16 protein-coding genes and 2 tRNA genes are annotated in these 22,580 nt (G+C 35.9%); 12 read left to right on the forward strand and 6 right to left on the reverse strand.

Going from position 1 to position 22,580, the window contains the following annotated elements; genetic code table 11:
• Positions 1-233 precede the first annotated feature (233 nt).
• The 3 genes from EXIGUO8A_RS01430 to EXIGUO8A_RS01440 all read right to left on the reverse strand — a co-directional run bounded on the left by EXIGUO8A_RS01430 (position 234) and on the right by EXIGUO8A_RS01440 (position 2,585).
• Positions 234-308, reverse strand: a tRNA-Pro gene (locus EXIGUO8A_RS01430).
• 40 nt (positions 309-348) lie between these two features.
• Positions 349-437, reverse strand: a tRNA-Ser gene (locus EXIGUO8A_RS01435).
• Positions 438-548: 111 nt separating this feature from the next.
• The gene (locus EXIGUO8A_RS01440) at positions 549-2,585 is read right to left on the reverse strand and encodes an HD family phosphohydrolase (protein ID WP_407658161.1); all 2,037 of its coding nucleotides are present in this window, start codon (positions 2,583-2,585) and stop codon (positions 549-551) included.
• A 120-nt stretch (positions 2,586-2,705) separates the two neighbouring features.
• On the opposite strand from EXIGUO8A_RS01440, the gene EXIGUO8A_RS01445 reads away from it, so the two are divergent.
• Both EXIGUO8A_RS01445 and EXIGUO8A_RS01450 read left to right on the forward strand, forming a co-directional pair.
• Positions 2,706-3,881 (forward strand): acetyl-CoA C-acyltransferase, encoded by a 1,176-nt coding sequence (locus tag EXIGUO8A_RS01445; RefSeq protein WP_159301670.1) that lies wholly within the window; start codon positions 2,706-2,708, stop codon positions 3,879-3,881.
• A 17-nt stretch (positions 3,882-3,898) separates the two neighbouring features.
• Positions 3,899-4,651, forward strand: coding sequence for a C40 family peptidase (locus tag EXIGUO8A_RS01450; protein ID WP_159301671.1), 753 nt, complete (start codon positions 3,899-3,901; stop codon positions 4,649-4,651).
• Positions 4,652-4,701: 50 nt separating this feature from the next.
• Here the strand turns inward: EXIGUO8A_RS01450 and EXIGUO8A_RS01455 are convergent, their stop codons facing one another.
• Both EXIGUO8A_RS01455 and gyrA read right to left on the reverse strand, forming a co-directional pair.
• Positions 4,702-5,964 carry a tetratricopeptide repeat protein gene (locus EXIGUO8A_RS01455; RefSeq protein ID WP_159301672.1) on the reverse strand — a complete coding sequence of 421 codons (1,263 nt, stop codon included), beginning with the start codon at positions 5,962-5,964 and terminating at the stop codon, positions 4,702-4,704.
• 39 nt (positions 5,965-6,003) lie between these two features.
• Positions 6,004-8,562: a DNA gyrase subunit A gene (gene gyrA / locus EXIGUO8A_RS01460; protein ID WP_159301673.1), complete on the reverse strand. Its 2,559-nt coding sequence runs from the start codon at positions 8,560-8,562 to the stop codon at positions 6,004-6,006.
• Between the two features lie 259 nt (positions 8,563-8,821).
• On the opposite strand from gyrA, the gene EXIGUO8A_RS01465 reads away from it, so the two are divergent.
• The gene (locus EXIGUO8A_RS01465; RefSeq protein ID WP_116769781.1) at positions 8,822-11,374 is read left to right on the forward strand and encodes an ATP-dependent Clp protease ATP-binding subunit; all 2,553 of its coding nucleotides are present in this window, start codon (positions 8,822-8,824) and stop codon (positions 11,372-11,374) included.
• Positions 11,375-11,580: 206 nt separating this feature from the next.
• A complete protein-coding gene (locus EXIGUO8A_RS01470; RefSeq protein ID WP_116769782.1) occupies positions 11,581-11,979 on the forward strand; it encodes an STAS/SEC14 domain-containing protein in 399 nt (132 codons plus the stop codon).
• A 6-nt stretch (positions 11,980-11,985) separates the two neighbouring features.
• Here the strand turns inward: EXIGUO8A_RS01470 and EXIGUO8A_RS01475 are convergent, their stop codons facing one another.
• Positions 11,986-13,533, reverse strand: a complete 1,548-nt coding sequence (locus EXIGUO8A_RS01475) for an NAD(P)H-hydrate dehydratase (protein ID WP_159301674.1) — start codon at positions 13,531-13,533, stop codon at positions 11,986-11,988.
• Positions 13,534-13,800: 267 nt separating this feature from the next.
• On the opposite strand from EXIGUO8A_RS01475, the gene thrA reads away from it, so the two are divergent.
• The 8 genes from thrA (at position 13,801) to EXIGUO8A_RS01515 (ending at position 22,561) form a co-directional block, all read left to right on the forward strand.
• Positions 13,801-16,242 (forward strand): bifunctional aspartate kinase/homoserine dehydrogenase I, encoded by a 2,442-nt coding sequence (gene thrA, locus EXIGUO8A_RS01480; protein WP_159301675.1) that lies wholly within the window; start codon positions 13,801-13,803, stop codon positions 16,240-16,242.
• A gap of 23 nt (positions 16,243-16,265) precedes the next feature.
• Positions 16,266-17,192 (forward strand): homoserine kinase, encoded by a 927-nt coding sequence (locus EXIGUO8A_RS01485; RefSeq protein ID WP_159301676.1) that lies wholly within the window; start codon positions 16,266-16,268, stop codon positions 17,190-17,192.
• 39 nt (positions 17,193-17,231) lie between these two features.
• The gene (gene thrC / locus EXIGUO8A_RS01490; protein WP_159301677.1) at positions 17,232-18,527 is read left to right on the forward strand and encodes a threonine synthase; all 1,296 of its coding nucleotides are present in this window, start codon (positions 17,232-17,234) and stop codon (positions 18,525-18,527) included.
• A 96-nt stretch (positions 18,528-18,623) separates the two neighbouring features.
• Positions 18,624-19,712: a glycine cleavage system aminomethyltransferase GcvT gene (gene gcvT, locus EXIGUO8A_RS01495; RefSeq protein ID WP_159301678.1), complete on the forward strand. Its 1,089-nt coding sequence runs from the start codon at positions 18,624-18,626 to the stop codon at positions 19,710-19,712.
• A complete protein-coding gene (locus EXIGUO8A_RS01500; protein ID WP_159301679.1) occupies positions 19,709-20,623 on the forward strand; it encodes a glutaminase in 915 nt (304 codons plus the stop codon). The genes gcvT and EXIGUO8A_RS01500 overlap by 4 nt, the downstream gene beginning before the upstream one ends.
• Positions 20,620-21,447 carry a sugar nucleotide-binding protein gene (locus EXIGUO8A_RS01505; protein WP_159301680.1) on the forward strand — a complete coding sequence of 276 codons (828 nt, stop codon included), beginning with the start codon at positions 20,620-20,622 and terminating at the stop codon, positions 21,445-21,447. Before EXIGUO8A_RS01500 ends, EXIGUO8A_RS01505 begins: the two co-directional genes overlap by 4 nt.
• 16 nt (positions 21,448-21,463) lie before the next feature.
• On the forward strand, positions 21,464-21,754 hold the full coding sequence (locus EXIGUO8A_RS01510; protein WP_058105510.1) for a 4a-hydroxytetrahydrobiopterin dehydratase: 291 nt from the start codon (positions 21,464-21,466) through the stop codon (positions 21,752-21,754).
• A gap of 96 nt (positions 21,755-21,850) precedes the next feature.
• On the forward strand, positions 21,851-22,561 hold the full coding sequence (locus EXIGUO8A_RS01515) for a YebC/PmpR family DNA-binding transcriptional regulator (protein WP_116769790.1): 711 nt from the start codon (positions 21,851-21,853) through the stop codon (positions 22,559-22,561).
• The last annotated feature ends 19 nt before the right edge of the window (positions 22,562-22,580 follow it).

Here is a 22,580-nt window from a genome sequence, read left to right on the forward strand (position 1 = left end):
AATATTGCCGAATTATGAATTAAAATAAGGGTTTATTAGCATTTAACAAATTAGAGAGGAAATAGTATTTTTCATAATACCGATTATATAGTCAAAACTCTATTTAGACACACGAATTGGACGTATGAATACTTTAAATCGATACACTTTATAAAATCAAAAATGAGCTGCCAATGGTGTTTGACAAAAAGACTAAAAACAAAAAAAGCCACTGATTTCTCAGTGGCTTCTTGTCGGGGTGGCAGGATTCGAACCTGCGACCTCCGCGTCCCAAACGCGGCGCGATAACCGGGCTACGCTACACCCCGAAAATGGTTATCAAAAAATATGTCTCTCAACATACTGTTGCGGAGAGACAGGGATTCGAACCCTGGGTAAGTGTTTCCACCTACGACGATTTAGCAAACCGCTCCTTTCGGCCACTCAGGCACCTCTCCAGTAATTCTTCAATGAACTGTTGCTCTAAATAGCGGATGCAAATGTATAAGTATAACTGGTCTTACGCAACTATTTTTTAAGTTTTTTTTCAATATAAAATTACCTCGCTGTTACTCAGGATATTCCACTCGCAAATGATATATATTTATGAGCTTTTGTTTGAAAATTTTCTTGATTGTTTCTATTTCCTTAAAGGTAATATCTGCGTTTAAAAACTGATTTGCCTTCATTTGACCAGAAATTATCTTGTCTACAAATTCATCAATGATCAAAAATGTTGGATTTTTTAAACTTTTAGATGCCGCCTCGACCGAATCGGCCATCATTAAAATTGCTGTTTCCCTAGAAAATGGTAACGGACCTGGATACCTAAAATCTTCTTCATTTACATGCCCATCTAATTCTTTCTGTTTTTTGTAGAAATAGAACACAAGTGTTGTACCATGGTGAGAACGAATAAAATCTATTACGCGATCGGGTACATTGTTTTTTCTGGCTATTTCAATTCCCTTTATAACATGATCTATTATAATTCTAGCACTATCCTTTGGGGTTAACTCATCATGAGGGTTCACATTGGTAATCTGGTTCTCGGTAAAATACGTTGGATCGTTCATTTTACCAATATCGTGGTACAATGCCCCTACCCTAACCAACATAGCATTCGCACCAATTTCATTAGCCGCAGCCTCAGCCAAATTGGCTACTTGCAACGAATGATGAAAAGTACCTGGCGCCTTATTACTTAATTCTTTTAAAAGCTTAGAATTGGTATCTGAAAGCTCCAATAAAGAAACATCAGAAACCAATCCGAAGAGTTTTTCATAGATATATATCAATGGCTGTACAAACAGGGTAATCATTCCATTTAAAAAGAACAGTCCTAAAGTATACCACTCAATATCACTCAGATCTCCTTCATGAATAGTATGAAAAGCCAAATACCCTATAATATAAATCAGCGTAATCTGACCTACACTAACAAAAAGGTTTGCCCTTTTATATAATTCCGACACTGTTAAAATGGTTACTATACCTGTAATGATTTGTAGAAATATATATTCAAAACTATTTGGAACCACAAAACCTAGAATAAGTATGGTAAGCACATGTACAAACAATCCAAGCCTAGCGTCAAAGAACGTTTTTAAAATCAACGGTAGAATACATAACGGCACAACAAAAACCAATTGATCATTGTATTTTATAACCATTGTGGTTATAAAGACCATTAATAGAATATTAAAAAAGATAAAGGTGACCTTTACATTGTTATCATAGACGGTTCTTCTATACTTTTTAAGAAATAAGAAAAGCATAATCAACACCAACGCCACCAGAACGGTATATCCTATTAAAATAAAGTAATAATTAGTGGCGGTCCATAATTCAGACTCATATTCTGATTTTAGGGACTCCAATATTTTTAAATTCTCAGCCTCTACCACCTCACCTTTAGCTATGATCAACCGTCCTTGATCTACGGTACCACGTGTATACGACAGTTTTGACAAAGCTTCTGCCCGTGCTTTTTGGGTTAGATTATTATCGAAACTTACATTGGGTTCTATAATATCAAAGAACAATGTTTGAATCTCCTCTTCAAAAACGGTCAAATTATTCTTTGTTAGCACATCACTTACCAACTCATTAATCTCGTTTACCTTTAAAAAATCGGAAACCCTAACTTTACTAGCTTCATTTCCTTTCACCAAAAAAATGAAATTTCGCTGTACCTGTTTACCATTATTTTGTAATATGCCCTTTGCATAAACAGAATCTAATATGACCTTGGCGAAATATCGCAACCTATTTTTTTGATTACCGCTTAGGTCGGCATCACTCCACTGTGACTCAAATTTCTCATCAAATAATGCCCTAACTTTTTCAACCACATCTTCATCATAGCTATAGTATGGTAGTTGATTATTTTCAATTATTTGCTTTTCCTTCGCAATTTCGGCATCTGTCTTTTGTATGGAGAAATCAAAAGGTGCATACAAATTTTCAAACTGCCAAGGTTTTCCTTTTTGAAACTCATACTTGAATTTACCTCCTTTGGGCAAGAAGAATACTATGAATGCAACGGCCACTACATATAGAATATATTTAAAAATGAGCGACTGTTGTTTGTAAAGATTATCCAAGGAAAATAGTATTAGGTTCTTCAAAAATAGAAAATAATAAACTGATAACTAGTAATTGATATGATATCACTTGGGTTGCTATAGAATTTAGTAATTTCGTCTAACTTAAATTATAAAAACATGAAAGAGGTAGTTATAGTATCGGCCGTAAGAACTCCAATTGGTAGTTTTATGGGCGGATTATCTACAGTACCAGCTCCAAAGTTAGGAGCTATAGCTATTGAAGGTGCATTAAAAAAAATCAACCTTGACCCTACATCGGTTGACGAGGTTTTAATGGGCAACGTAGTACAGGCCGGAACCGGACAGGCGCCTGCCAGACAGGCTGCAATATACGCTGGGATACCCAATACAGTACCTTGTACAACTATAAATAAAGTGTGTGCTTCAGGCATGAAAGCCGTTATGCAGGGCGCACAAGCAATTTCTCTGGGCGATGCCGATATTGTGGTTGCCGGAGGAATGGAAAATATGAGCCTTATACCTCATTATGTCCATATGAGAACCGGAACAAAGTTCGGTCCTGCTACGTTAGTTGACGGTATGCAGAAAGACGGTTTAGTAGATGCTTATGACCAAAATGCGATGGGTGTTTGCGCAGATGCTTGCGCTACAAAATATGAATTCAGCAGAGAAGAGCAAGATGCATATGCCATTCAATCGTACAAAAGGTCTTCTGAGGCATGGGAAAATGGTAAATTCGACAATGAGGTTGTACCAGTAGCTGTACCACAGAGACGTGGCGAACCTAAAATGGTAACCAAAGATGAGGAATTCAGCAATGTATTTATAGAAAAAATACCAAACCTTAGACCTGCATTTTCTAAGGACGGAACAGTGACTGCTGCAAATGCCTCTACAATTAATGATGGTGCTGCCGCCTTAGTTTTAATGAGCAAAGAAAAGGCCATTGAATTAAACCTAACTCCTTTGGCAACTATAAAAAGCTATGCAGATGCTGCCCATGAACCTGAATGGTTTACCACAGCTCCTGCAAAAGCACTACCCAAGGCTCTTGCAAAATCGAATTTAAAATTAGAAGAAATAGATTTTTTTGAGTTTAACGAAGCATTTTCTGTGGTGGGCTTAGCAAATATGAAAATATTGGGTCTAAACGATACCAATGTCAATGTAAATGGCGGTGCCGTTTCTTTAGGACACCCGTTAGGATGCTCTGGTGCCCGTATTCTTATTACATTGCTAAATGTTCTAGAACAAAACAACGCAAAACTAGGAGCCGCAGCTATTTGTAATGGTGGTGGTGGAGCCTCTGCTATTATTGTTGAAAAAGCTTAAGCGCTTAAAAAATATTCATGCAATACGGAATTTGCCATTTAAGTGTTATGCCCATGCGCAGTATGCCCGATCAGGCAGCTGAGCTGGTGACCCAGCTTCTATTTGGAGAACATTACAAAGTTTTGGAATCTAGAAAAAACTGGTCTAGGGTAAAAACTGTATTTGACAAGTGCGAAGGTTGGATCATGAACAACCAGCTTACCTTTATCCCGGAAGATGAATACCTTGCTTTAGAGTCCAGTTCAAGTCCTAAATATGTTACTGAATTAATATCGTTCGTTGAAGATTCAAATATAATGGTAACCCCTATTTTAATTGGCTCAAGCATACCGGACACTTCCTCTTTACCTGTTACTTTTGACGGTAAAACGGTTCAAGGAGAACAATTAAAGGAAAAGTTAGTAAAAACGGCGCTTTTATATCTTAATTCGCCCGAACTTAAAGGTGGGAAATCTCCTTTTGGTATTGACAGTGCAGGATTCGCACAAATGGTTTACAAAATTAACGGATACCACCTTTTACGAACCGCAGAAAGTCAATCTAAACAAGGTACGGCATTAAGTTTTGTAGAAGAGAGCGAAGCCGGAGACCTAGCATTTTTTGATAACACCAATGGTGAAATCAACCACGTAGGCATTATTATGGACAATAATTATGTAATACACGTAAACGGCAAAGTAAGAATTGACCGCATAGATCATACCGGTATTTTCAATAATGACCTTAGAACATATACACATCAATTAAGGGTCATTAAAAAAATAGTATAAAAAAAGGCCCATAATAGGGCCTTTCAATTTATTTAAAGGTGAGCATAAAATTACTCTCCTAACATCTTCTTCATTTTCGTGAAGTTTTCTGTATCACCCATTGCTCCGTAGATATTCTTAAGCTGGGTCATGATATTCTCATTCTCAGGGTTATTTTTCAATGCATCTTCCAATACATCTGCACCTTGCTTGAACAAGCTATCTTTTTTCTCCTTTAACTCATCATATTTAGCAATATCTGCTCTACTGTTTCCTAATGAATTCATTTCGTCAATTAGGTTGTTACCTTCGTTAACGTAAGTTGTAGAAAGATTTAAATATGCATTTGTATAATTAGGATCAAGTTCTATTGCCTTTTTGTATGATACACGTGCTTCCTCATAATTATCTTGCTCCATGTTAATAACACCAACATTATAATGCAAGTCTGGATTATCTGGTGCTAGAGCTATAGCCTGAGCCATTAATTCTTTGAACTTATCTTTATTTCCTTGGTTAAAATATAGATTTGCTTCGTTCAAAATAAGATTAACATCTTCTGGATCATTCTTTCTTGCTGCTTGATAAGCCTCTAAAGCTTTTTCATCTTGACCTAATTGCGTATAAATCAGCGCTGTATTCTTAACAATTTCAGCTTTCTTAGAAGGAGTTTTCTCATCTACAGGATTAGTATACGTACCAGACTTTACCATAAGGTCTCTCTGCACTTTATCCATTTCCTCAACTTCGCCTGATGCTGCATTGGTCGCCTTATACACAACACCACTACCATCATAACCAACTTCTTGTAATTTATTATAATAGTCCAATGCCATTTCATAATGACCACCATTTACCGCACTACCGGCAGCATAATACAAGTAAGACGTATCTTTAGGACTTAACGTATAACTCATATACAACTTCTCAGCAGCTTCTTTAAACTTACTGTTGCTATTATCGCTAACCGCAGAGTTCACAAGATCAGCAGTCAATGCCGTCATATATTGGTTAGTTTCCGCAGTAAATTTCTTTTTACCGGAAGCTTCTTCTATTTCAATAACTTTCTTGAAAGAATTCGCTGATTTCTCAAAAGCATCATTATCTCCTTTTTTAGCTAAATCGCTATAGATTTTACCTCTAGTAAAATAATATTGCGCTTGAGTCTTTTCGTCAGCAGCGGCAATAGTACCTGAAGCAGCTTCAATAGCAGTTTTAGCTGCTGTTGCATCACCAGATTTCAATGCCTTTTCCGCAGATTTTATTTCATTCTTTTGAGCAAAACCGACCATTGTAAATGTCAGTGCCGCTACAAGTAATAACCTATTTTTCATTTTTGATATATTAATTATTAGTGTTTAAATTATTTAAGTTTAATCTTCGGTATCAGAATTATCAATCTCTGTGCCATCTTTTTCCTCCGTATTATCAACTTCAGTTGAACCTTCTGTATTTACCTCAATATCAAGCAGTTCAGCTTCTTCAAGATCATCTTCATCTTTCATGACCTTTGCAACAGCGGCAATAGAATCATTACCTTTTATATTGATCAACCTAACACCTTGTGTTGCCCTACCCATTACACGCAAATCCTCTACGCTCATACGTATTGCAATTCCAGATTTGTTGATAATCATTAAATCGTCAGAATCGGTAACATTTTTTATAGCTACAAGCCCACCAGTTTTATCGGTAACACTTATGGTCTTAACCCCTTTACCTCCTCTATTGGTAACTCTATAATCATCTATGCTTGATCGCTTACCATAACCTTTTTCTGAAACTACCAATATTTCTTCCTCAAAATTATGAACCGATACCATACCGATCACCTCATCTTCCTCATTCGCTAAAGTAATACCTCTAACCCCTGAAGCATTTCTACCCATTGGTCTAGTTTTACTTTCCTCAAATCTAATTGCTTTACCAGATTTAAGACCTAGGAAAATTTCACTTGACCCTGTAGTTAATTTAGCTTCTAACAACTCATCGCCATCGCGTACGGTAATTGCATTAATTCCGTTTTGTCTTGGTCTTGAATATTGCTCTAAGGATGTTTTCTTAACTACACCTTTTTTAGTGGCCATTATAACGTAGTGCGCATTGATATACTCTTCGTCTTTTAAATCTTGAGTACAAATAAACGCTTTTACACTATCATCTTGTTCTATATTAATAAGGTTCTGTATTGCCCTACCTTTTGATGTTCTACTACCTTCAGGTATTTCAAAAACACGCATCCAAAAACATTTACCTTTTTGCGTAAAGAACAACATGTATTGGTGATTGGTACCAACGAACAAATGCTCTAAGAAATCTTCATTTCTTGTAGAAGATGCCTTTTGACCTACACCACCTCTATTTTGTGTTTTATATTCACTTAACGGAGTTCTCTTAATGTAACCTGCATGAGAAATGGTAATTACCACCTGCTCATCTGGTATCATATCTTCCATACTAAGATCACCACCTGCCATGTTGATTACAGATCTTCTTTCATCTCCGTATTTATCTTTAATCTCAAGAAGCTCATCTTTAATGATATCCATTCTACGCTCCTTCTTATCAAGAATATCTTTTAAATCTGCAATTAGAAGCATGATTTCATCATACTCGCTTCTAAGCTTATCTTGCTCAAGACCGGTAAGTTGACGAAGTCTCATCTCTACGATTGCCTTCGCTTGAATTTCACTTAATTTGAAACGTTCAATTAAGTTTGTTCTTGCTTCATCAGCATTTTTAGAGGCTCTTATTATTGCAATTACCTCATCGATATTATCAGATGCAATAATCAACCCTTCTAAGATATGAGCACGATCTTCAGCTTTCTTTAATTCGAACTGTGTACGCCTTACGACCACTTCATGTCTATGCTCAACGAAGTAATGAATCATTTCCTTCACGTTCAACAATTGCGGTCTACCGTTAACCAAGGCAATATTATTGACACTAAAAGATGTTTGTAATGCCGTATATTTAAACAGCATATTCAAAACAATATTAGGAATAGCATCCCTCTTTAAGATATAAACGATACGCATACCGTTTCGATCGGATTCATCTCTAATATTGGCTATACCTTCCAATTTTTTATCATTGACAAGATCGGCAGTTTTCTTAATCATGTCTGCCTTATTGACCTGATAAGGAATTTCGGTAACCACAATGCATTCGCGACCTTGAACTTCTTCAAATGTTGCTTTTGCACGCATTTTTATACGTCCTCTTCCTGTATGAAAAGCTTCTTTTACACCATCATAACCGTAAATAGTACCACCAGTTGGAAAATCTGGTGCTTTAATATGTGTTATAAGCTCATCTATCTCAATGTCGTTATTATCGATATAAGCAACCGTACCATCTATAACCTCAGATAAGTTATGTGGCGGCATATTGGTCGCCATACCTACAGCAATACCAGATGCACCGTTCACCAACAAACTTGGAACTCTAGTCGGTAGAACAGTCGGTTCTTTTAAAGAGTCATCAAAATTTAATTGATAATCTACGGTTTCCTTTTCTATGTCAATAAGCATATCGTCTGCAATCTTACGCATACGAGCCTCCGTATAACGCATTGCCGCAGGGCTATCACCATCAACAGAACCAAAGTTACCTTGACCATCTACAAGCATATAACGCAAACTCCATTCTTGAGCCATACGCACCATAGCATCATATACCGAAGTATCACCGTGTGGGTGATACTTACCTAATACCTCCCCAACAATACGTGCAGATTTCTTATGTGAGCTATTACTTCTAACTCCTAATTCATGCATTCCGAAAAGAACTCTTCTGTGTACGGGTTTTAATCCGTCCCTGACATCTGGCAGGGCACGTGACACAATGACCGACATTGAGTAATCAATGTAGGCAGATTTCATTTCCTCTTCAATATTAATGGGAATCAATTTTTCACCGTCAGCCATTTTAAAATCTTCTGTTTTTTAATTAGTAAAAAAGCATGCCAATATACTTAAATCCTAGGCGTTTCAAGAATAAGTGGATTTAATTATATGAAATTTTATTAACACTTGGCACAGTAATGTTAATTTTTACTTTAAAGGCTAATTTCGTACCTATAAAAGCTGCTTTTAATGGCTTTTACAATAACTTTAACGATTATAGGTACGGTATTTGCCAATGATTGGATGAGATTTAGTAATTTTATAGAAGATAATATAGTATATGGATGATAATTTTTCCCCAAGAGTAAAGGATGTTATTGCTTATAGCAAAGAGGAAGCATTGCGACTTGGTCACGATTTTATCGGTACCGAGCACCTCATGCTAGGGCTTCTTAGAGATGGAAACGGGAAGGCCATTAGCATTTTAGACGCTTTAGAAGTTGATTTAGAACACCTACGTAGAAAAGTAGAAATTCTAAGTCCTTCTAACCCTAACGCTAGCGGCGTGCAAAAAGACAAAAAGAACTTGCATTTAACAAGACAAGCCGAACGTGCTTTAAAAACAACTTTTTTAGAGGCTAAACTTTTTCAAAGTTCTTCTATAAATACTGCGCACCTTCTACTTTGTATCCTTAGAAATGAAAATGACCCTACTACAAAACTTTTACATAAGCTTAAGGTTGACTACGACGGTGTTAAGGAACAGTTTAAATTTATGATTACAAGTGACGACGATATGGTAGATGGCCCAACGGCCGAATCTTTCCCTAGCGACTCTGAAGAGGCCAATGAAGGAAAAGAGAGCACCTTTGGATCTGCTTCTAATCAAAAAGGCGCCAAAAAATCAAAAACTCCGGTTCTGGATAATTTTGGTAGAGACCTTACACAAATGGCAGAGGAAAATAAACTAGACCCTGTTGTCGGTAGAGAAAAAGAGATTGAGAGGGTTTCGCAAATTCTTAGCCGTAGAAAAAAGAACAACCCACTTTTAATAGGTGAACCTGGTGTTGGTAAAAGTGCCATTGCAGAAGGTCTTGCCCTACGTATAATCAATAAAAAGGTTTCTAGAATTCTTTACAATAAAAGAGTTGTAACCCTTGACCTTGCATCTTTAGTTGCCGGTACAAAATATCGTGGCCAGTTTGAAGAACGCATGAAAGCGGTTATGAACGAGCTTGAAAAGAACGATGATGTCATTTTGTTTATTGACGAAATACACACTATTGTTGGTGCTGGTGGAGCTACAGGAAGTTTAGATGCTTCAAACATGTTCAAACCTGCATTGGCTAGAGGTGAAATTCAATGTATAGGTGCTACCACTTTAGATGAGTACAGACAATATATCGAAAAAGACGGTGCTTTAGAGAGACGTTTTCAAAAGGTAATTGTAGAGCCAACTTCTGTTGAAGAAACAGTTGAGATTTTACATAATATTAAAGGTAAATACGAAGATCACCACAATGTAACTTATACAGACGAAGCTATCGAAGCTTGTGTAAAGTTGACAAACAGGTATATGACCGATCGTTTTTTACCTGATAAGGCTATTGATGCTTTAGACGAAGCTGGTTCTAGAGTACATATTGTGAATATGGATGTACCAAAGCAAATTCTTGAATTAGAGAAGAAACTTGAAGATGTTCGTGAACTAAAAAATAGTGTTGTCAAAAAGCAGAAATACGAAGAAGCTGCCAAATTGCGCGATGACGAAAAGAGTTTAGAAAAGGAACTTGCCATAGCCCAAGAGCGATGGGAAGATGACAGTAAACTGAACAAGGAAACAGTTAGCGAAGAAAATGTTGCCGATGTTGTTTCTATGATGAGCGGTATACCCGTAAATAGAATAGCGCAAACGGAAAGCAATAAATTAGCAGGACTTCCTGAGTTGATTAAATCTAACGTAATTGGTCAGAACGATGCTGTTGCCAAGGTTTCCAAAGCTATACAACGTAATAGAGCGGGACTTAAAGATCCCAACAAGCCTATTGGTTCGTTTATATTCTTAGGTCAAACAGGTGTTGGCAAAACCCAACTTGCAAAAGTGTTGGCAAAAGAGCTTTTTGACTCTGAAGATGCGCTTATACGTATAGATATGAGCGAGTACATGGAGAAGTTCGCCATCTCTAGATTAGTAGGTGCACCTCCAGGATACGTAGGATATGAAGAAGGTGGTCAATTGACCGAAAAAGTTAGAAGAAAGCCTTACTCGGTAATTCTATTGGATGAAGTTGAAAAAGCACACCCAGATGTTTTCAATATGCTTTTACAAGTATTGGATGACGGTTTCTTAACCGATAGTTTGGGTCGTAAAATCGATTTTAGAAACACCATTATAATAATGACTTCTAATATTGGTGCTAGACAATTAAAAGATTTTGGACAAGGTGTAGGTTTTGGTACAGCTGCGAAAAAATCTCAAGAAGATGCCCACCAAAAAGGAGTAATAGAAAATGCCTTAAAAAAAGCGTTTGCTCCAGAGTTCTTAAATAGAATTGATGATGTTATTGTCTTCAATGCATTGGAAAGAGAAGACATTCACAAAATCATTGATATTGAATTAGCCAAATTATTCAAGAGAATTAAGGACATTGGATATCATTTGAACTTAACGGATGCCGCTAAAGATTATATTGCAGAGAAAGGCTTTGATAAGCAATACGGGGCAAGACCGCTAAAAAGAGCAATTCAAAAATATATTGAGGACGCATTAGCGGAAGAAATAGTGAATTCTAAACTTAAGGAAGGTGACAGTATTTATATTGACCTTGACAAGAAGAGTGAAGAATTGACCATTAAAATTGAAAAAGCAGAAGAGGAATCTCCAAAAACATAGATTTTCTTACTTTTCCAGTATACAAAAAAGAGCCCTATTGAGGGCTCTTTTTTCGTACAAGAAAATATTGATTGTGAGAATATAAATACACTCAATTATAGGTACACGCAGTATAAACGATATTTTCGCGTTTAAACTAAAAATTTACCCAAAGAATGAACTTCATTCTACTTTCGCCTTAGACACACTATATAAATACGAAAAGAATGAAGTTAGGATCTACCAAGAAAAAGGTAATTGTGCGGGAGTACGAATTAGAAACAGGAAAAATTCAAGTTTATGACAATTATATGGTATCGATTTTTGACGAGGGAGCTACTTTAACGCTAGAAAGAGCTTATCAAATTATCGGTATTGCAGAAATTCATTTTAGAGAAAAGAATTTTGGATTTATAAGTCTTCGTAAACACTCATTTGCCATAGATCCTACCATCTACAACTACTTAAAACAATTAGACAATCTTAAAGCTTTTGCCATTGTATCTGTCAAAGAAATTGATATGCACAACTTCAAGATTGAAAAACTATTTTACAAAAAGCCAATGAAATTCTTCATCGAATTTGATAACGCTTTAAAATGGGTAAAAAGAAGGGTAAATTCTTAAGAACAGTTAATTTGACTGATTTTCTTCTTCAGTAACCGGCTGCTCTGGCATTTTAAACAAATCTAAATATGCGTTTGCCAAATTCTCAATAACATGAGAAGCTGTTAAAGACTGAAAACCAGTAGACTCTACTGCAATATCACCTGATCTACCATGCAAATAGACACCAAAAATTGCAGCATCTAATGCTGAGTAACCCTGCGCCAATAACCCTGTTAATATTCCCGTTAACACATCTCCTGTTCCTGCCGTGGCCATACCTGGGTTTCCGGTTGTATTCAAGTAGCCTTTTTCCTTGTTAACCACAATAGTGTGCGCTCCCTTAACTACTACCAAACAATTATACTTTTTTGAAAACGCCTTAACCATTTTAAGCTTTTCAAAGTCATCTTTCCAACTACCAATCAATCTTTCCAATTCTTTTGGGTGAGGTGTTAAAATCGTATTATCAGGCAAGTACTTTAATAATTCTTTATTCTTAGAGAGTATATTAAGTCCATCCGCATCAATTACCAATGGCAATTTATTATGCTTTAAAAATTCACTAAAAGTTTTTACCGTGGCATCACTTGTTCCCATCCCCATACCGATACCTACCACACTTGGTTCAATATCAAATTTTATATCGGTAAGTTCATTATCGCCTGCATCGGTCATTACCATTATTTCGGGTAATGCCGTCTGTAAAATGGAATACCCTATTTTAGGAACAAAAGAGGTTACAAGACCACTACCTGCATAAAGAGCGGCTTTAGAAGAAAGACAAACCGACCCCATTTTACCATAACTTCCACCAGCAATCAATGAATGTCCATATGTACCTTTATGCCCGTATTTTTCACGCGGTTTATATAAGGTAAGCACTTCATTTTTACCTATCAATTCATATTCCGTTTCGGTTTGCATCAAATACTCTGGGTCTAAACCTATATCCAAAACCTCCCATTGCTCAATAAAACCACCTGTTTCCGGTAAAAAGAAAACAAGTTTAGGAGTTTGAAAACTTAAGACGTAGTTAGATTGTATAATGGTATCAAAATCATCAGGACCTTGATCTGTAAACAATCCTGACGGAATATCAATAGACAAAATGAATGCCTGGGAATTGTTTAAATGCTGAATCACTTTAGCTACCCATGCATCTGGAGTTCTATTTAATCCTATTCCAAAAATTCCGTCAACAATTATATCATCCCTTCCAATTTCTGGAAGCTGATCATCAGAATTCATAAAACTTGGCCAAACCTTACGGTCTTTTAATCGGTCTAGATTGATCAAAAAGTCTTTAGACCTCTTTTCACTATAATTTACAACATACACTTCTATATTATAGCCATGATCTACAAGATGCCTTGCAAGGGCAATACCGTCGCCTCCATTATTACCAATACCACAGAATAAATGAATTTTCACTTGGGCTCCTTGCATGCGTAAATGCATCCAATTGAAGAGTTGTAAAGCAGCACGTTCCATGAGTTCGTTACTTTCAATTTCTTCTTTTTTAATAGAAATCTGATCTGCTTTATAAATCTGTTTTGCACTATATAATTTCATTCTTTCTTGTATTTATATCTAAAAAATAACTATTCCGTAAAAAATTGTGGAATGATTTGTTTAAGTTATCAAATGTACTACTTTTGACCCTCAACCATTAGTATTATGGACTGCAATAAGACAGACATAAAATTCAATTTCACTTCAGCTACCATTATTTATGGTTCTACAACTACATGGTTCACCCCTTGGGGGTAAAATCTATATTTCTCCGTACCCGTGTTTAATTACACCATATCTTAATTACAAAGTCAATATTTCAATAACATGAAAGTTCTAAAATTTGGTGGTTCATCTGTAGCCAAACCAGAAAATATAGTTAAAATTAAAAATATAATCTCAAAGTACAACGACCCTATTATATTGGTTGTTTCTGCTTTTGGAGGAGTAACGGATTTATTGTTACAAGCCGGTGCTTTGGCATCTGCACAAGATAAAAAGTATAAAGAAATACTTAATACTTTAGAAGAAAGGCACTTATCTGCCGTAAAAGAATTAATTCCCGTAACCACTCAAAGTAAAGTACTTAGCAAAGTAAAAAGTGAATTCAACGTACTTGAAACCTTACTAGAAGGTGCTTTTTTTATTGGTGAAATAACACCAAAATTATCAGACAAAATTGTTAGCTACGGTGAGTTGCTATCTTCATATATTATAAGCGAGTATTTAATCAACGAACAGCTAAATGCCTCTTTTAAAGACAGTAGAGAACTTATAATTACGCATAAACTAAACGGCAAGAATGTGGTAAACTTTAAAGTAACCAATGCCAATTGTGCCGATTATTTTAATTCTTCAACAAAACAAATTACTGTTTGTCCTGGTTTTATTGCAACATCAGAAGATGGGGTTTCAACGACTTTAGGTAGAGGTGGATCAGATTTTACCGCTGCAATTTATGCTGCAGCTGTTGATGCAGATATTTTAGAAATCTGGACAGATGTGAGCGGTATGTATACTGCCAACCCAAAAATGGTAAAACAAGCGAAGGCCATTCCACATATTTCCTATGAGGAGGCAATGGAATTATCGCATTTCGGAGCTAAAGTACTTTATCCACCGACTATTCAACCTGTTCTCGCCAAAGGAATATCCATAGTAATTAAAAACACTTTTAGCCCTGAAAAAGACGGTACTCTAATTACCAAGTCTAAAAATGAAAAAGGTAAAACGGTACGTGGTATCAGCCATATAGGCAATATTGCACTTTTATCGTTAGAAGGTCCGGGTATGGTTGGTATTCCAGGAATTTCTAAACGCTTTTTTGAAGTACTTTCTCAAGCAGATATTAGTGTTGTTTTAATTACCCAAGCTTCTTCTGAGCATTCTATATGCGTTGGTATTTCTGCCGATGATGTAGAAAAAGCTATAAGTATCGTTAATGAAGCTTTTGAATACGAAATTGAAAGAGGTCGTATTAAAACAGTTATTCCTGAAAAAGATTTAGCCATCGTTGCCTTGGTTGGCGATAATATGAAAAGCCACCAAGGTCTAAGTGGTAAAATGTTCAGTACTCTTGGCAAAAACAATGTAAATATTAGGGTTATTGCTCAAGGTGCTTCAGAACGTAACATTTCATGCATAATTGACGAAAAAGATGTAAAAAAAGCTTTGAACGCCTTGCACGAAGAGTTTTTCGAAGAGAATATTAAGCAACTGAACCTTTTTGTAATGGGTGTCGGTAATGTTGGTGCTAAGTTTTTAGAGCAAATTAGAGAGCAACGTAAATTCTTAAAAGAAAATCTAAAATTGAACATTAGAGTAATAGGAATGTCTAACTCTAGAACAATGCTCTTTAATGAAAAAGGAATAGACTTAAACGATTGGTCTACTAAACTTGCCAATGGCGAAAAAGCTGATAAAGTCAAATTTTTGGAGTTAGTGAATAGCCTAAACTACAGAAACAGCATTTTTGTAGACAATACAGCAAGTGAAGAAGTTTCTAAAACGTACAGTGAATATTTAGGCAATAGCATATCTGTAGTAACCTGTAATAAAATTGCTTGTTCGTCAGAATTTGAAAACTATTCGCATTTAAAATCATTAGCGAGAACTTATAACGCACCCTTCTTATTTGAAACTAATGTTGGTGCAGGGTTACCTATTATTGACACATTAAAACACTTAATTGCATCGGGTGATAAAATCTTGAAAATTCAAGCTGTTTTATCCGGTAGTTTAAACTTTGTTTTTAATAACTTCAATGATCAAACTACTTTTCATGATGTGGTGAAACAGGCTCAGGAAGAGGGTTATACAGAACCTGATCCAAAAATTGATTTAAGTGGTGTTGATGTAATGCGTAAAATTTTAATCTTAGCACGCGAGAGCGGAAATCAGTTGGAAATCAGTGACATTACCAACAACCCGTTCTTACCTGAAGAAAGTTTGAACACTGATAACAATGATGATTTCTTTGCTTCTTTAGTTAAACATGAACCTCATTTTCAATCCTTATACGCAAGTGCTAAAAATGCAGATAGCAAACTAAAGTATGTTGCTCAATTTGACAACGGAAAAGCTAGTGTAGGGATACAGGAAATACCAAAAGGTCATGATTTCTACAATCTGGAAGGTAGCGATAATATTGTACTTTTCTATACGGAAAGATATCCTAACCAACCAATGATTATTAAAGGTGCTGGTGCAGGTGCTGCGGTTACAGCCTCTGGAATTTTTGCAGATATTATCCGTATTGGTAATTTCTAAATTTCATAACAACGGTGTCAATTATGAATAAAAATGAAATTAAAGTCTTTTGTCCTGCTACGGTTGCCAATGTATCGTGCGGATTTGATGTTCTTGGCGTTGCCCTAGACTCGGTGGGTGATGAAATGGTAGTTAGAAAAGTATCGCAAAAAGGCATTAAAATAACAAAACTTACCGGACAAGATTTACCAAAAGAGACATTAAACAATGTTGCCGGTGTTGCCGGTAATGCTTTTTTATTGGCTTCTGATTATGATGGCGGATTTGAGATAGAAATCGATAAAAAAATTAAGCCTGGCAGCGGTATTGGTAGCAGTGCCGCAAGTTCTGCGGGTGCCGTATGGGCAATGAACCATTTATTGGGCAACCCGTTCAGCAAAACCGAATTAGTTAAATTTGCTATGGAAGGTGAACGCTTGGCTAGCGATGTTGCACATGCAGATAATGTTGCCCCTGCCCTATTTGGTGGTTTTACCTTGGTTAGAAGCTATAGTCCGTTAGACGTTATAGATATTCCTGCTCCAAGCGAATTATACGTTACGATAATTCACCCACAGATAGAAATTAAAACTTCGGATTCCAGAAAGGTTTTAAAGACCACCATATCGATGGAAACAGGTATTAAGCAATGGGGAAATGTTGGCGGATTAATAGCGGGATTATTCAAAAAAGACTATGACTTAATTGGTCGTTCATTAGAGGATCATATTGTAGAACCTATACGTTCTATCTTAATTCCCGGTTTTGATGAAGTTAAAAAAGTTTCTTTAGAAGCCGGTGCTTTAGGTTCTGGCATATCTGGATCAGGACCTTCTATTTTTGCATTTAGCAAAGGAGAAGAAACTGCCGTAAAGGTAGGTGAAGCCATGAAAACGGTGTACGACAAAATCGGCATTGATTATGAAATTCATGTCTCTAAAATAAATATGGAAGGCGTTAAGCTATTATAAGTTAAAACACCTTGATATTAACAGTTAAAAAATTACATCTTGAAATTCTATAGTTTAAACAATACAGCTCCGCAAGTTTCCTTTGACACTGCCGTCGTCAATGGTATTGCCCCAGACAAAGGCTTATATTTTCCAGAAAAAATTTCTCCATTACCTAGTTCTTTTTTCGAAGAAATCGAAAACCTTTCTAATGAAGAAATTGCATTTACCGCAATTCATCAATTCGTAACTGAGGTTGTACCCGATGATATATTGAAAGACATTTTAAAGGAAGTTCTAGACTTTGATTTTCCGGTAGTCGATATTACTGAGAACATTGGTACTTTAGAGCTATTTCACGGTCCTACGATGGCTTTTAAAGATGTTGGTGCTCGCTTTATGGCGCAGTGCCTAGGTTATTTTTCTAGAGCTACAAAAAATGAGGTCACAGTTCTTGTGGCAACCTCCGGTGATACTGGTGGTGCTGTAGCCAATGGTTTTTTAGGAGTAGAAGGCGTAAATGTCGTTATACTCTATCCTAGCGGTAAAGTAAGTGATATTCAAGAAAAGCAATTAACTACTTTAGGCAAAAATATTACAGCTCTAGAAGTTGACGGCATGTTCGACGATTGCCAAGCTATGGTTAAAAATGCATTCTTGGATAAGGAACTACTTGACAATATGAAATTAACCTCTGCCAACTCCATTAACGTGGCTCGCTGGTTACCACAGTTGTTTTATTTCCTTTTTGCATACAAACAGGCGAAATCAAAAGGAAAAGAGATAGTTTTTTCTGTGCCATCTGGTAATTTCGGTAATATTTGTGCAGGTTTAATGGCGCAGCGTTTGGGTATGCCCGTAAAACATTTTGTAGCATCTACAAATGTAAATGACACCGTGCCACAATTCATGCAAACAAAAGAGTACAACCCCAAACCATCAACAGCAACAATATCTAATGCTATGGATGTTGGCGACCCTAGTAATTTTATTAGAATCAGACATTTGTTTCAAGACAATTTTGATGCTTTAAAAGAAAATTTATCATCTTATCCATTTACAGATGACGAAACCAAAAAAGCCTTAAAGGAAATTCATAATATCAACGGATATATCGCAGACCCACATGGGGCAGTGGGCTATTTAGGGCTCAAAAAATATCAAGAACAACATCCTGATACTTACGGTATATTTTTAGAAACTGCACACCCTGTGAAGTTCTTGGATATCGTTGAAGAAACCCTTGATGAAAAATTAGAAATTCCCGCTCAGATAGAAAAGGTAATGGGTAAAACAAAGTCATCTATTAAAATCTCAACATATGATGATCTAAAAAAATATCTTTTAAACTCCTAGTTATTTTTAGTTTATAATATTTTCTCAATTCAAGGTTAAGCCACATTTGCTTCTATTTATTTTCGATAAATTTGTATCGCCAATAAAATAAATAAAATGAAAAATACTGCGCTTACTACAACACATGAATCTCTAGGTGCCAAAATGGTTCCTTTTGCCGGTTATAACATGCCTGTTTCTTACGAAGGTGTCAATGCCGAGCATGAAACCGTACGTAATGGCGTTGGGGTTTTTGACGTATCGCACATGGGCGAGTTTTTAATCTCAGGTGCGAATGCTTTAGACTTAATACAAAAAGTTACATCGAACGACGCCTCAAAATTAACTATTGGCAGAGCTCAATACAGCTGTTTACCCAACGAAAATGGAGGTATAGTTGATGACCTTATTGTATATAAGATAAAAGAAGAGCAATACTTATTGGTAGTAAACGCCTCTAACATTGAGAAAGATTGGAATCATATCTCATCATACAACACAGATTTTAATGCAGATATGCGAAATATATCTGAAGGATATTCTCTTTTAGCCATACAAGGGCCAAAAGCTGTAGAAGCTATGCAGACACTAACTTCTGTGAATCTTGCCGAAATTAAGTTCTATCATTTTGAAGTTGCAGATTTTGCCGGTATAGAAAACGTTATTATTTCCGCAACCGGATATACCGGTTCTGGGGGATTTGAAATTTATTGCAAAAATGAAGAGGTAAAGCAAATTTGGGACAAGGTCTTCGAAGCAGGTGCTGATTTTGGCATCAAGCCAATAGGTTTGGCGGCAAGAGACACTTTAAGACTAGAAATGGGCTATTGTCTATATGGAAACGATATTAATGATTCGACCTCTCCTATCGAAGCCGGACTTGGTTGGATTACAAAATTCACAAAGGATTTTGTTAACTCAGAAGCTTTACAAAAAGAAAAGCAGCATGGACCTGAACGTAAATTAGTAGCTTTTGAATTAGATGAACGTGGCATACCTAGACAAGGTTATGATATTGTAGATGGTAACGGTAAAACTATTGGTGAAGTAACCTCTGGTACAATGTCACCATCAATGGGAACGGGAATTGGTCTTGGATACGTACCTACTATTTTTACAGATATAGGTAGCAAAATCAATATTCAGATCAGAAAAAAAGCTATTCCTGCAACTATAGTTAAATTACCTTTTTACAAAAGTAAATGATAGACTTTCAAAGCGTTTTAAATGCTATAAATGATGATGCTTCCAACGTAAAGGAAAGAGGTGAAATTGCAGATTATATTCCGCAATTGGCAAAGATAGATGTAAAACATTTTGGCATCCATCTCATTGACAGCCAACAGAAAAACTTTTCAGCTGGGGATTCTCATGAACTTTTTTCAATTCAGAGTATTTCTAAAGTATTAACGTTATCATTGGCTTTGAACCTTATTGGTGAAGATGTATGGAAACGAGTAGATGTCGAGCCCTCTGGTGATCCATTTAATCACCTTTCTTTATTAGAGCTAGAAAATGGCATTCCAAGAAACCCTTTAATAAACCCTGGAGCTATTGTTATTGCTGATATTTTGGTATCCCAACTAGAGCACCCTAAAGATGATTTTTTGACATTTGTTCGTAATATAGCAAATGATGACAGCATCACTTATGATGAATCTGTAGCCATTTCTGAAAAAGAAACAGGATTCAGAAATTTTGCGGCTGCCAATCTATTAAAATCATATGATAATTTAAATAATGATGTAGAAGTTGTTCTAGATTTTTATTTCCATCAGTGTTCACTTTCCATGAGCTGCGAACAATTAACGCATGTTTTCTACATGTTCATGAATCATGGTAAATGTAGAAGGAACAAAGCATATTTAACCTTATCACAAGTTAAGCGTATTAATGCTATAATGCTTACATGCGGTTTTTATGACGAAGCAGGTGAATTTGCATTTGAAGTCGGACTACCCGGCAAAAGTGGCGTTGGTGGTGGAATTGTAGCATTATTGCCAAATAAATTTTGTGTAGCCACATGGTCTCCTGGACTTAACCCAAAAGGAAACTCAAAAATAGGTATGCTTGCCTTGGAAAAATTGACTACCGAAACAGAACTTTCCATTTTTTGAAAATAGACACAAAAAAAATACTGATTCTTGGAGCAAGCGGCTTTATAGGTAACGCGATTTACAAAGAGCTTTGTAATTATTTTGATACCTATGGCACCTACTGCCATGCTGCCAATTCATTCTCATCCAACAAACAATTTGTTCACTATAATATTGAAGAAGACGATATTGTAGAAATTTTAGAAGAGATAAAACCTCAAATTATAATTTCGGCCTTACGAGGAAACTTTGCTGCCTTGGTTATAGCCCATGACCATTTAACCAAATATGTAGCACAAGAAAAATGCAAGTTTTATTTTATTTCATCTGCCAATGTTTTTGATGCGTATAGCAAATACCCCTCTTACGAAATGGACAAAACCTTATCTGAGAGTGTTTATGGTAGATTAAAAATAAAGATTGAAAATATGCTGTTACGTTTACCCAAAGAAAAAATGGCAATATTACGCGTACCCATGGTATTTGGTAACGGGTCACCAAGAATTAAGGCCATGAAAAAATCCATCATTGAAAATGAGCCTGTAGAAGTTTTTCCTAATTTGATATTAAATGTTACGAATGATGATAAGCTTACCCAGCAAATTCATTATCTTATTAATAGAAACAAATCGGGTATTTATCATTTAGGAAGTAACGACTTAACACACCATGAAGATTTTATTAAAGAAATATTAGAACGAGTAGGTAATTTTAACCCTATAATAAAAAGAGTGTATACCACCAATGAAGACAGGTATTTAGCTGTGTTGCCCAAAACCAATAAATTACCCAAAAATTTACAATTTACTTTTCAAGATATTATTGACCATCATGTTTTAAATTAAAACAATTATGAAAGAAATGGAAAAATTTACGGATCAACAAATTGCTGACTATTTAGGTCAACTGGACGGATGGGAGTATGTAGACGGAGCAATAGAAACCACATTTGAATTTAAAAATTTTAAAGAGGCTTTCTCGGTAATGACACGTATTGCTTTTGAATGCGAAGCTCAAGGTCACCACCCAGATTGGAGCAATGTTTACAATACTTTGAATATTCGATTAAACACTCATGATGCCAATGGTGTTACCGAAAAAGATTTTGTTTTGGCTAGAACAATAGAAGATATTATAGAAAGTGAATTTTAAGAACCAATACTAATAGTTAAAAATGGTAGTCACGAAATTTATGTAATGATTTCTGAACTTTGACCGTTTTTGTACATTTGTTTAAAATAATTTACCATGGGAAGAGCTTTTGAATTTAGAAAAGCACGTAAAATGAAAAGATGGTCTGCAATGTCCAAAGCCTTTACTCGTATCGGCAAAGATATTGTGATGGCTGTAAAAGAAGGCGGTCCGGATCCAGATTCTAATTCAAGATTAAGAGCCGTTATACAAAATGCCAAGTCGGTCAACATGCCAAAAGACAATGTTGAACGTGCTATAAAAAGGGCAAGCGATAAAAGTCTCGGTGATTACAAAGAAGTATTATTTGAAGGATATGCACCTCACGGAATTGCTGTTTTAGTAGAAACTGCTACGGATAATAACACACGTACGGTTGCCAATGTTAGAAGTTATTTTAATAAATGTAATGGTAACCTAGGTACTTCAGGCTCTGTGGAGTTTATGTTTGACCATACCTGTAATTTTAGAATACCTGCAGATGGTATTGACCCAGAAGAGCTAGAATTAGAATTGATTGATTTTGGTGCCGAAGAAGTTTTTGTAGACGATGATGGAATATTAATCTACGGGCCATTTGAAAGTTTTGGAGCTTTACAAAAAGAATTGGAAAACCGTGATATAGAAATTTTATCATCAGGATTTGAACGCATACCTCAAGTCACAAAAAAACTAAACGAAGAAGAAGCCGCAGATGTTGAAAAACTTCTAGAAAAACTAGAAGAAGATGATGATGTACAGAATGTATACCATTCTATGGAAGAATAAAATTTTTCAATTTGATATA

The sequence above is a fragment of the Maribacter litoralis genome, from assembly GCF_902506355.1.
GTDB lineage: Bacteria > Bacteroidota > Bacteroidia > Flavobacteriales > Flavobacteriaceae > Maribacter > Maribacter litoralis.